This is a genomic window from Nocardioides hungaricus, from assembly GCF_054782915.1.
The window spans coordinates 1-11,040 of record NZ_BAAGRO010000015.1 but is presented as its reverse complement, the minus strand read 5'-3'; the positions used below and the strand labels follow the sequence as shown (position 1 = coordinate 11,040).

Genomic DNA, 11,040 nt, shown 5'->3' with positions numbered 1-11,040 from the left:
GTTCCGACATGTCCGTCAGACGACGAACATGTCCTCCTTGGACCACTGCGGAGCAGCGATCCGAGCGGCGGCGGCGTGTGCCATGTAAGTGATGTGATCGGCACCCTCGGGGACTTCCTTGGGGATGGTTCCGGAGACCTTCTGGGTCTTGAAGACGGTTCCCTTCGCCAGGTCGAAGAACGGGAACTCCGGCTCCGTACAGCCCAGACATGGCATGCCGGCGCGCGTCTTGGAGCTCTGGCGATTCCACAAGATGCGGTTGCACGGGCTGTGCGTCATCGGGCCGCGACAGCCGAACTCGTAGAACAGACAACCGGTGCGGGTGCCCTCGCCGAAGCTCGTCGTGGACTGCTTGTACTCGAAGAACTGGACCCGGGTGCAACCCGTCTGCGTGAACGTCTTGAAGAACGTCTGGGGACGGTGCAGATCGTCCAGCGCGATATCGCCGGCGCGACCGGTGGCCAGCGCAACCAGGATCTGGGTGATCCAGTCGGGGTGGGCCGGGCAACCCGGAATGTTGATGACGGGGAGACCGGACTTGCTGCGCCAGTCGGGTCCCAGGAAGCCTCCTCGATCACGCTTGTGGAACTGCAGACCGGTCGAGTCGCTGGGGTTGGGCTCCATGGCGGGGATGCCGCCCCAGCAGGCGCAGTCGCCGATCGCGACGACGATGCTCGCGGCCTCGCACAGCTCGGTGACCCACTCGATCATGGGTCGGTCCGCGAACATGTCCATCCGCCCCGAGCCGTCCGGACCCTGGATGACGGTTCCTTCGAGCACGAAGATGTCGAGCGGCCGTGCGCCGGAGGCACAGTCGTTGAAGATCTTGGTGGCGTTGTCTCCGAGTTCCATCCCGAGGCTGGGGTGCCACAGGAGCTCGAGCCCGAAGTCGACGATCAGGTCGACGACATTGGGCTCCTCGGCGTTGAGAAAGGACATCGTGTTACCTGAACACGCGCCTGCTTGAAACCACAGCACTGACGACATCTGATGACCTTCCTAGTTCTCTGAGAGGTTGACGGTGGTCGAAGACGCTGCTTCGAGCTCCTGGCCGATGGACTTCGCGACGGTGGCGCCGTAGCTGAGGGCGCGTCGGATGTCGGGATCTTTGAGCAGCCGAGCCAGGCTCAGTAGCCCGGTGACCGCGACCGGCGACTCCTTGAACTGCTGGCCGCCGGCCACGAGGCCGCGCGCCACCGTGGCCACTGAGTCGACAGCCTGGGGACTCATCACGTCGGATGCCGCGAGCCGCTTGGCACTCGCGACCAGGCCCGACACATCCACCGTGCCCAGGGTGCCCAGCGTTGAGGCGAGTGCAGGGTTGCCGTTGACGGTGGTGCGCAGCTCGTCAACGCTGGCGAAGAGACTTTCGCCGACGGTCTCGCTGCGCGCGACCAGCCCATCCAGCCCCTCGAGCAGCACGGCCACCAAGTCAGCGTGGTCCAGCAGACTCGCGACAGCCGCGGCGACCTGAGGGTCCTGGAGCTTCTCCAGAACTGCGTCCGTGGTGCGTTCACTCGGTGGCGACAACGTCATCCCATGACCTCCTAGCGACCCTGATCCGTGGAGTGCCGAATGTAAGCGGGCTCACATTCGGCGACTATCGACTTTGCGAATGCACTATCAAGATCGCGCAACATTCTTGATGCAATGACGCAGAGCGTTGATAGTGGGCAGCGTCCGATGGAGTCGGAGGGAGTGTCCATGGAGCGGCTGTCTCGCCTGAGATTCATGAACGTGGACCGCACGCGCGAGCCCGTCCGACGCCGGATCCGGCCACGGGGCGTGCCCAACGCGCTGCAGGACCACCCCGTCGTCGACACCGACGACCGGGCCCGGGCGCTAGACGTGACCCGCCAGCTGCTCGGCGAGTGTCAGGTCACCCCAGCGCGGACAGAGCTCGACGACTTCCATTGCCGGCTGCATGCCGTGCAGCTGCTCGACGTGTCGATGACCTACCTCGACTACGCTGCCGCGACCAGCATCAAGGTGGCCGAGTCCGCCGACTGCTACACGGTCCACATGACCAGCGCCGGTCACGGGACCGCGCACATCGGAGGCCAGGAACACCACCTCACGCCGTTCTTCGCATTGGTCATCTCGCCCCGCACGACGTACACGCTGAGCATGGACCGCGACTCCCCCCAGAACATCATCCGGATCGAGCGTGAGGCCGTCGAGCGACAGCTCTCCCGCCTGCTCGGCCGCCAGCTCCGCGAGCCACTGGTCTTCGATGCGGTCGGCGACCTCACCACCGACGAGGCCGCCCGCTGGCACGGCGCACTGCAGATCTTCTCCAACGAGGTGATGTCGCCCCGCTCGCTGATCCAGCAGGGCATCGGCGCCGCGCCGCTGGAGGAGATGGTGATCTCCACCCTGCTGCTCGTCCAGGAGAACAACTACAGTCACGCCCTCAAGTCGCGCCCGACCACGTCGGGGAAGCCGGCGGTCACGCGCTCCATCGAGTTCATCGAGCTGCACCTGGCCGAGCCCATCACCCTCAACGACATCGCCCGCTACGCCCAGATGAGCCCCCGCTCGATCCAGGCCGGCTTTCGCGAGGACCTCGGCACCACCCCGATCACGTTCATCCGGGATCGGCGGCTTGACGCCGTACGCCGCGACCTGCTCTCGGCGATGCCGCGGGAAGGCGTCACGGTGACCGATGTCGCCGTCCGGTGGGGCTTCAACCACCTGGGGAGCTTCTCCGGCATCTATCGCGACCGATTCGGCGAATCGCCCTCGGCCACGCTGCGAGGGACGCGCAGTGCATGAGCTCTCGCTGTGCCGCAGCATCCACCTGATCGTGGACCGCTCCCGTCAGGAGCGGCAGGTCCTCGCCGTGCACCTCCAGGTCGGGCAGTTGCGCCAGGTGATCCCGGAGACCCTCGTCTACTGTTGGGACCTGGTCACCGCCGACGGCCCGCTGGCGGGCGCCAAACTTCAGATCGACCAAATCCCGGTGGTGCTCTCCTGCCACAGGTGCGGAGTGGAGACCACGGTGCAGCACGCCCTGGTCCTCATCTGTGGCGCCTGCGGCGGGGCCGACACGCACCCAATCAGGGGCGAGGAGTTCATGGTGACGTCCCTCGACCTGGCGCCCGCACGAGTCACCAGCCCACCCAGCGAGGAGAACGACCATGGGCCGATTCCACCGGCATGACGACGGCACCGAGCACGACCATAGGCACGAGGAGCATCCGCGGGGCCAACCCCACGAGGACGTCGGCGACCACTCCGGCTACGAGACCGGCGCCGAGCGTATCAATGTCCTGGAGCGGATCTTCAGTGAGAACGACGCCGCTGCCGATGCCAACCGTGCGGCCTTCGCCGAGCACGGTGTGCACTGTCTCAACCTGATGTCATCACCGGGCGCGGGCAAGACCACGCTGCTCGAGCGCACCCTGGCCCACCTCCAGGAGCGTGGGATACGGGCCGGGGTCATCGAAGGCGACATCGAGACCTCGATAGACGCAGACCGGTTGGCGGGATACGGCGCACAGGTGGTCCTGCTCAACACCGGGGACGGCTTCGGCGGCGAGTGTCATCTGGACGCGCCGATGGTGCGCAAGGCCGTGGGCGGACTCGACCTGGCCGCGCTCGACGTCGTCATCGTGGAGAACGTCGGCAACCTCGTCTGTCCGGCCGAGTTCGATGTCGGGGCACACACCTCCGCGATGGTCTATTCCATCACGGAGGGTGAGGAGAAGCCGCTGAAGTATCCCGTCATGTTCCGCGCCTGCGACATCGTGTTGGTCAACAAACTCGATCTCCTCCCGCACCTCGACTTCGACCTTGACCTGTTCAGGCGAAACCTCGCCCAGGTCAACCCCAAGGCGGTGGTCTTCGAACTCAGTGCCCGCACGGGCGAAGGGCTTCAGGCCTGGCATGAGCAGCTCCAGGATGCGTTGGTCCCGGCCTGATGCTGCCCCGGATCGACGCTACCGACGACCACATCGGTTTCACCTGGCTCTCGCCCGAAGGACGAGCGCTGCGGCTGCGCCAGGTCATCGCCCTGCCGGGAGCCGAGCCGGAACGCTGGCTGCCGACCCATCTCGAGGCTCTCGACGACGTGCTGATCGAGGTCGCCGGAACGTACGGCGAGGTCCTCGGCGGCGGTCGGCGCCCGACTGCCTCCGAACGCGAGGACCTGGTCGGTGTCTACGCAACCCTCGACCGGCTGTGCTGGGAGTACGCCGATGCCCTCGCAGCAACCGAACGCCCGGGATCGGTGCGCGCGGGGCAGATCATCGGCACGGCTGCGTTGATGAGCATCCGGACCCGCGAGGCCGTCTCGATGATGGGCGCGCCACCCTTCGAGGGTGAGCTCGACGAGCCCGGTCTGGGCGTGATAGGAGGGCGGGCGGGCCTGCACTGGGTCACCCCCGAGGCGGCGTGGCCGGGAGCCCGCTGGCTGGTCGTCACCGACGGCGGTCTGCGGCTCCCCGCGACGCTGTCGATGCTGATGTTCGACGCCTCAGGTGTCGACAAAGACGCGACCCTGACCGAGCACCGAGAGGCGCTTGCTCGGGTCACGGAGGCCGAGACCGACCCGGCGGCAGAGCCTATGCGGGCGAGTGGCGCGCTCGACTGGTTGCTGTTCGACTGGATCATGGCTCACCGTGACGGCCCCGACTCCGGGGCGGTCCAGATTCGCTCCGGCAAGGTGGCCGACGCCGACATGATCGTCGCCGCCACGGCCGCTTCCGCCCGGATCCGCGCCCGCTTCGACCCGGCGCTGGTTGGGACACTGGCCTGACGGCGCTCCGACACCTCGACGACGAGCGCGTCGAGGAGGCTGCGGCACTTCACACCCCTGATCGCCCACGGGGGTGAGTCCGCACATGGCGGGAATTGGCACGCTCTAACAGGTATCGCCCGAAGAAAGAGGAGCCGCCGATCTCCATGAGCACGAAGCGCCCGCGCGCTCTGTATGCGCCAGCCCGGACCGCCCACATCGCCCGACGCCTGATGGGCGATGGCCGCGGGATCCTGTCGGCCGACGAGTCGATCTCAACCGTGTCCGGGCGGTTCGTCGACGAGAGCATCGAGCCCAGCACGCGCGTACGACGCGACTACCGCCAACTTCTTCTGACAGCTCCCGGTCTCCGGACGACGGTCAGCGGCATCATCGTGTGCGACGAGACGTTCGGCCAGGCGCTCACCACCGGCGAACAATTCCCGGAGGCGGCTGCCGCCCGCGGCATCCTCGTCGGGATCAAGATGGACACGGGGACACTTCCGAGCCCAGTGGTGCCCCAGGGCGCACTGGTGACCGAGGGGCTCGAGGGTCTCCAGGCTCGGCTCGAGTCCTACGCCACCCGCGGGGGCCGCCTTCGCCCAATGGCGAGCGGTTGGATGTCGCCACCCCGGACAGGGCGGTCATCCGCGAGAACGCACATCGCATGGCGGTGTACGCACGATGGTGCCAGGACGCCGACATCGTGCCGATCGTGGAGCCCGAGGTGCTGGCCGCGGGCGCGCACAACCTGGACGCGTGCAGACAGCTGACGCGGCTGGCACTCACGACACTCTTCGATGCCCTGGCCGTGCAGGGCGTGGACCTCGCGGGCGTGGTGCTCAAGCCCAACTTCGTCACGCCCGGCCTCGCCAGCCAACCGTTGTCGGCCACGACCGTGGCCACCGAGACGTTCGACGTGCTGCGTGAGACCGTGCCGAGCGAGGTGCCCGGCATCGCCTTCCTGTCCGGCGGCCATCCGGCCGATGCCGCCTGCGCCTACCTCGCCGCGTTGCGCGCCGTGAACGGCCGGCCATGGGATGTTACGTTCTCCTTCGGCCATGCACTGGTCAGCGAGGTCCTCGCGATCTGGGGTGGCTCACACGCCAACGTCACCCTCGCCCAGAGGTCCTTGTTGTCCAACTGCGCCCGGGCTGCCGCAGTATCGCGTGATCCGGACTTGTCCGGCCACAGCGGCGGCGCTGAGGCCCAGCTGCTTGATGGTCACCGGAACAGCCCCTCACGCAGGGCCACGGCCGTCGCGCCGCTTCGATCGGACACACCAAGCTTGCGGTAGAGGCCGCGGATGTGCGTTTTGACGGTGTCCTCGCTTACGACGAGGGTGCTCGCCACGCCGCGGTTGGAGTGGCCTGCCACCAGGAGCTCCAGGACCTCCGACTCGCGCTGCGTGAGCCCGAGGTGGGCACCCGGCCAGAACTCGCCTGAGCTCAGCCTGGCCGCCGAGAGCGCGACCCGGCCCGCGAGAGCGGCGTCGATGGCTGTCTCCCCCGCCGCCACTCGAACCAAATGGTCGACCAGTTCTCGGCCGCCGATCCGCTTGAGGAGGTAACCGGACGCCCCCGCCCGCAGGGCCTTGAAGAGATAGTGCTCGTCGTCGTAGACGGTCAGCATCACGACCCGGACCCCCGGGTGCTCGGCGGCGATGCGCCGGCAGAGGTCGAGTCCGCTCTCCCGGCCGATCCGGACATCACACACGGCGATGTCGGTCCGCTCCGTGGCGATCACCCGCATAGCGTCGCCCGCCGTTCGCGCGCTGCCGACAACGAAGACCTGCTCCTCGAAGTGGGTCAGCATCGCAGCGAGACCCTGCAGGACCATCTCGTGGTCGTCGACAAGGACCAAGCGCAACGGGCCGCGCGAGGTCATCATGGCTACAGCCTAGCGGCCCCAGCTTGGCTCGGCCCTCTCTGGCCCGCGCCTCGCGAACTCGGTTAACTGGGCGGTGGAGAAGGCGAACGTCCAAACAGACCTGCCGAGGTACTCGGAGACTTTCTCGATGCTCAGAAGCGGCTCCAGTCCGCCCGAAGTAGGAGTGGTCTCTATGCGGTGGCTGGCAGAGTGGCCCACGCGACTCCGGCACGTCCCCCTATCGGCACCCGGAGGCGCTCTTTAACACCCGGCCGTGCGAGCCGTGCTCGACCTTGACGACCGATCGGACAGGGTGTCGTCGGGCGACCGGCTGGCAGCGTGCAGGAGGGGGGACAATGCCCGCCATAAGTTCGGAGCGGCCCCGAGCGCGACTGGGCCCTCACCAGACGGAGGCCGAACTCGCTCAGCGAGGCAGCGCGCCAGTTCGATGTCGCCGTCCACACATGAGATCGAGGTCGCGCTCCGCCAGCGCCGGACCTGCCGCTCTTATTCACGAATTGCAGGGTTGTACGTCGTACGTCGAGCTGTTGAAGCGCCCGCAACAGGTCCAGGGTGGCTGCTGCTGCACCCTTCGAGGGGCCTGGGGCATCGAAGCCGTGGCGTCGAGCGCGCCCAGTGCACGCCAGAGAGGACACCGACGCGGCTGCCTGCGCGGATCGGCACCTGACCGGGTTCCGTTGGCCGTCGAAATCGGCGACTGGCACCGGTTCACCGTGAAACACCATCGGCTCTGACGTCGGGGTGGCGCCCTGAGACCCCTCTCGGGCGCCTCCCGCATGCTGGGCCTGAAACAGGTCGCGGCAGAGTGCGGACGATTTCCCGCCGACTTTCCGTGACCTGGACGACCTCCAGGCACGGGGTCGGCTGCGCAGGCGGTCCGCGGGTGGCTCCACGCCCAGTCGTCGACGGCTCTCCGCACGAGATTGGTGGAGTACGAGGTTACGGGTGCGAATCGCCGGCCTGGCACAGGCTTCGACATGCCAAGCCTCACGCAAGAATGATGGGGGCGCTGTCGACGCCGAGCTGACGCTCCAGTCCTCGCCACATCGCAGCGTTGGACGAGATCGTGTGGCCGTCGTCGAGTGCCGCCCAGGCCGTCGTGACCACGGCCTGCAACAGGTCGCGTCCGCTGTCGCCTTCTCGAACGTGCACGAAACCGTCAGGCGAGATTTCGACCAAGTCGCCCGGCGTCTGGCGCAGGCGCAGGGGAGACTTGAGCAGTCCGGTAAGGTCGCGTGCGACGTACGTCGGCCGCTGGCAGTCAGGAGCGAACGCGAGTTCCTGCAGGCGTGAGGCTCCGGACAGAACGAACAGCGAGTCGAGGTGTGCAGCGTTGGCCCCTGCGATGTCGGTATCGAGGCGGTCTCCGCACACGAGGGTGGCGTCGTGCCTCGTATCGAGTCTGGCACGAGCCAGGTCGAACAACGCTGGACCCGGCTTGCCGGTGACGTGTGGGTCCACTGTCGTGGCGGTCCGGACCGCGGCCACAAGAGCGCCATTGCCGGGCGCCGGGCCGTCCGCAGTCGGGAAGGTCAGGTCGCGGTTGGTGGCTACCCAAGGCACACCGCGCCGGACAAGGTTGCCGACCGCGGCTAGCTCGCGCCAGGTGACCTCCATCCCCAGACCCTGGACGATCGCCACAACCGTGGTGTCGGCCACGTCCGGGACGCGGACCGGGCCCAGCCCAGCCTCTGCGAGCGCCTCCGAGACTCCAGGTCCGCCAACAGCCAGCACGGACGCGCCAGGCGGAAGCCGCTTCGCCAAATACGCCGCAGCAGACTGGGAGCTGGTCACCACCGACCAGCCGGGATCTTCCACGCCTATTTCGCGCAAGTGCCTGGAGACCTCCTCCGGCGAACGCGACGCGTTGTTGGTCGCGAAGACGACCCCAACGCCGCTGGCAAGGACGTCGCGCAGGGTCGCGACCGCACCGGGCACGGCAGCGTCTCCTCGGTAGACGACGCCGTCGAGATCGCAGATCACCCCGTCGTACTCGGCGACTAGGGAGCCGGTCGAACGATCGGTCTGAAAGTCCTCGGACGGTGGAAGCACGACTTTCGCTCCTCGGTTGGGATGGGATCATCAGACGCTAGGTGCGTCACGAGTCCCAGCGGCTCACCCGCGCGAATGACGTCGGGGGTGAGCCTCGATGCTGCCGCCTGGGCGAACCTGCACCGCGACCACGCCAGCACCACGTAGAACACTTGGACCTTCCGACCCGCGATAAACTGCTCGGCCCAGTCGATCGCCAGCACCTCGGCCGGCGACCACACCGCGGGACGACGGCCACTCGCGCGGGCCTGGCCCTGACGCCACGAGCGCTTCGCATCCGCGACCAGTCGCCGGAAGTTGCGGTCCGAGCCTTCATCGCCCGCCGCCCGCTGCGGCCGGCAGTAGCCGCTTCGTGCTGATCTTCCGAAGGGTCGTCGGGACCTTCTCCGCGACCGACTCGGCCACAGCTCGAGTCCTCGGCTACCGCGTCACCCTCTAACCCGCCGCCCGAGACTCCGGCAGCACGCCAACCTAGGCTCCGCCGGATGCTGTCACCCGCCCGGCTGAGGTCATTCGGACTAGGATTGCGGTCGTTGGATCTCTCAACAGACACGGCCGTTCGGAGGTCGCCGGTTTAGAAGCCGTACTTGACTGGTGGCGAAGCGTCGACGTCGCGAGCCGGTCGAACCTCGATGGGACTGACCGAATGCCCAACATCAAACACGCAATGCGGCAGGCTCCAGAGTTAATCGAAGTGCCCTGAGGAGAATCCCAACACGGCCCGCAAAGCAGAACGAAGTCTGCGCTATCGAGACAGTCAACGCCGTTCCGCGCGTGTACCTTCGAGTGGACCAGCCAAGACGGCTCAGATGCCCACTCACCACGGAGCTCACCATGATTGACGATGAAGTTGACGGGCAGGACCCCACCAACGAGACGGTCGACGACTTCGCGGTGTCGGTCGAAGAGCATGACGAGGGGTGGGTGGTCGTTAAGACGGCTAATGGCGAGCAGACGGTCGTCGATACGCACCCAGATGAGAAGTCAGCACGACTGCAGGCCGACCAGTTCGAGGACGCAGCAACGCGCTACGACGGCGCAGCACGCGAAGAAGAAGTTCCGCCTACCCACCCTGGTAAGGGCGCCAACGAGACGCAGCATGCTCCATCGGACCGAGACACCTGACGCGAACGTCGTCGCAATGCAGGCCGACTGACCAATCGCGAAGGAGTGTCGAACCACTGGTGCGATCGCCATAAGACTCCGGACGACGGGTCGAAGAGCCACGTTGACGCAGGTCACGGCGGGCCTCGAAGCCGTCTGGCGTGTGTTCCATCAGGACATCGGCGACACATCTCTCAAGACATAGGCGACACCGGCTCGGCGGCGATGCTCGGGCATGTCGAAGGCGCGCCTGGTCCTGACCGCCCTGTTCGTTGACCACCAGACCCCCGCGGAGGTCGCTGCCCGGTACGGCGTGAATCGCGCCTGGGTCTACAAGCTCAAAGCCCGCTACGAGGCCGAGGGAGAGTCCGCGCTCGAACCCCGGTCCCGCCGCCCGAAGACCACCCCCACAGCGTTGCCCCAGGCCACCGTCGATCTGATCGTCGAGCTCCGCGACAAGCTGAGCACTGCCGGTCTGGACGCCGGGCCGGACACGATCGCCTGGCACCTGGCCCAGCACCACGCCACTACCGTGTCGGTGGCCAGCATCAGCCGCTACCTCACCCGGGCCGGACTGGTCACCCCACAACCGAGGAAGCGCCCGAAGTCGTCCTACATCCGCTTCCAGGCACAGATGCCCAACGAGACCTGGCAGTCGGACTTCACCCACTACCGGCTGACCAACATCGACGGATCGCCCGGGGCCGACACCGAGATCCTGACCTGGCTCGACGACTGCACCCGCTACGCCCTGCACGTGAGCGTCCACCACCGGGTCAGCGGTCCGATCGTGCTCGCCGCGTTCCGCGCAGCCCTGTCCGCACACGGGATTCCCGCCTCGACGCTGACCGATAACGGCATGGTTTACACCACCCGGTTCGCCGGCGGACGCGGCCGGACGGACCAGCCTCGAGCACGAGCTGCGGCGACTGCACGTGGTCCAGAAGAACTCGCGGCCGAACCACCCCACCACCTGCGGCAAAGTGGAACGGTTTCAACAAACGATGAAGAAGTGGCTCCGCGCCCAGCCCGTCCAACCACGCACCATCGCCGAACTCCAGACGCTGCTGGACCGGTTCGTCGCCGAGTACAACCACCGCCGACCGCACCGGTCCCTGCCGCACCGGGCCACCCCCGCGGCGGTCTACCAGTCGGTGCCCAAGGCCCTACCTGGCCCCAGTAGGGACGCTGAAGCGCCCCAGGTTTGATGCCGCTCCTGTTTGAGTCCAGGAGGATGAGCAGCATGCCGAAGAAGA

12 protein-coding genes and 1 pseudogene are annotated in these 11,040 nt (G+C 67.1%); 9 read left to right on the top strand and 4 right to left on the bottom strand.

The window, feature by feature from the left end; translation table 11 throughout:
- Window positions 1–15: 15 nt before the first annotated feature.
- Both ACYVKX_RS04880 and ACYVKX_RS04875 read right to left on the bottom strand, forming a co-directional pair.
- The gene (locus ACYVKX_RS04880; RefSeq protein WP_036491546.1) at window positions 16–987 is read right to left on the bottom strand and encodes an NADH-quinone oxidoreductase subunit B family protein; all 972 of its coding nucleotides are present in this window, start codon (window positions 985–987) and stop codon (window positions 16–18) included.
- 12 nt (window positions 988–999) lie between these two features.
- Entirely contained in the window at window positions 1,000–1,428 is a 429-nt protein-coding gene (locus ACYVKX_RS04875; protein WP_460829503.1) for a DUF1641 domain-containing protein, read from the bottom strand.
- A gap of 303 nt (window positions 1,429–1,731) precedes the next feature.
- Between ACYVKX_RS04875 and ACYVKX_RS04870 the strand changes: the two genes are divergently transcribed.
- From ACYVKX_RS04870 to ACYVKX_RS04845, 6 genes are all read left to right on the top strand, one after another.
- Window positions 1,732–2,775, top strand: a complete 1,044-nt coding sequence (locus ACYVKX_RS04870) for an AraC family transcriptional regulator (RefSeq protein ID WP_460829502.1) — start codon at window positions 1,732–1,734, stop codon at window positions 2,773–2,775.
- Window positions 2,768–3,163 carry a hydrogenase maturation nickel metallochaperone HypA gene (locus ACYVKX_RS04865; protein ID WP_460829500.1) on the top strand — a complete coding sequence of 132 codons (396 nt, stop codon included), beginning with the start codon at window positions 2,768–2,770 and terminating at the stop codon, window positions 3,161–3,163. The genes ACYVKX_RS04870 and ACYVKX_RS04865 overlap by 8 nt, the downstream gene beginning before the upstream one ends.
- Entirely contained in the window at window positions 3,141–3,923 is a 783-nt protein-coding gene (hypB, locus tag ACYVKX_RS04860; protein WP_460829498.1) for a hydrogenase nickel incorporation protein HypB, read from the top strand. Before ACYVKX_RS04865 ends, hypB begins: the two co-directional genes overlap by 23 nt.
- Complete coding sequence (locus tag ACYVKX_RS04855) at window positions 3,923–4,759, top strand: hypothetical protein (protein WP_460829497.1); 837 nt, start codon at window positions 3,923–3,925, stop codon at window positions 4,757–4,759. The genes hypB and ACYVKX_RS04855 overlap by 1 nt, the downstream gene beginning before the upstream one ends.
- Window positions 4,760–4,905: 146 nt before the next feature.
- A complete protein-coding gene (locus ACYVKX_RS04850; protein ID WP_460829496.1) occupies window positions 4,906–5,511 on the top strand; it encodes a class I fructose-bisphosphate aldolase in 606 nt (201 codons plus the stop codon).
- A complete protein-coding gene (locus ACYVKX_RS04845) occupies window positions 5,406–6,035 on the top strand; it encodes a class I fructose-bisphosphate aldolase (RefSeq protein ID WP_460829542.1) in 630 nt (209 codons plus the stop codon). Before ACYVKX_RS04850 ends, ACYVKX_RS04845 begins: the two co-directional genes overlap by 106 nt.
- Here the strand turns inward: ACYVKX_RS04845 and ACYVKX_RS04840 are convergent.
- Together ACYVKX_RS04840 and ACYVKX_RS04835 are read right to left on the bottom strand one after the other, a co-directional pair.
- Window positions 5,963–6,625, bottom strand: coding sequence for a response regulator (locus ACYVKX_RS04840; RefSeq protein WP_460829495.1), 663 nt, complete (start codon window positions 6,623–6,625; stop codon window positions 5,963–5,965). The two genes, ACYVKX_RS04845 and ACYVKX_RS04840, sit on opposite strands and share 73 nt — an antisense overlap.
- Window positions 6,626–7,615: 990 nt before the next feature.
- On the bottom strand, window positions 7,616–8,680 hold the full coding sequence (locus ACYVKX_RS04835) for an HAD-IIA family hydrolase (protein ID WP_460829494.1): 1,065 nt from the start codon (window positions 8,678–8,680) through the stop codon (window positions 7,616–7,618).
- A gap of 834 nt (window positions 8,681–9,514) precedes the next feature.
- Here ACYVKX_RS04835 and ACYVKX_RS04830 point away from each other — a divergent pair.
- The 3 genes and pseudogenes from ACYVKX_RS04830 to ACYVKX_RS04820 all read left to right on the top strand — a co-directional run bounded on the left by ACYVKX_RS04830 (window position 9,515) and on the right by ACYVKX_RS04820 (window position 10,992).
- A complete protein-coding gene (locus tag ACYVKX_RS04830; RefSeq protein WP_460829493.1) occupies window positions 9,515–9,805 on the top strand; it encodes a hypothetical protein in 291 nt (96 codons plus the stop codon).
- 214 nt (window positions 9,806–10,019) lie between these two features.
- A pseudogene (locus ACYVKX_RS04825) lies at window positions 10,020–10,601 on the top strand (helix-turn-helix domain-containing protein); the annotation flags it as partial.
- Window positions 10,602–10,719: 118 nt separating this feature from the next.
- On the top strand, window positions 10,720–10,992 hold the full coding sequence (locus ACYVKX_RS04820) for an integrase core domain-containing protein (RefSeq protein ID WP_460829540.1): 273 nt from the start codon (window positions 10,720–10,722) through the stop codon (window positions 10,990–10,992).
- Window positions 10,993–11,040 lie beyond the last annotated feature (48 nt).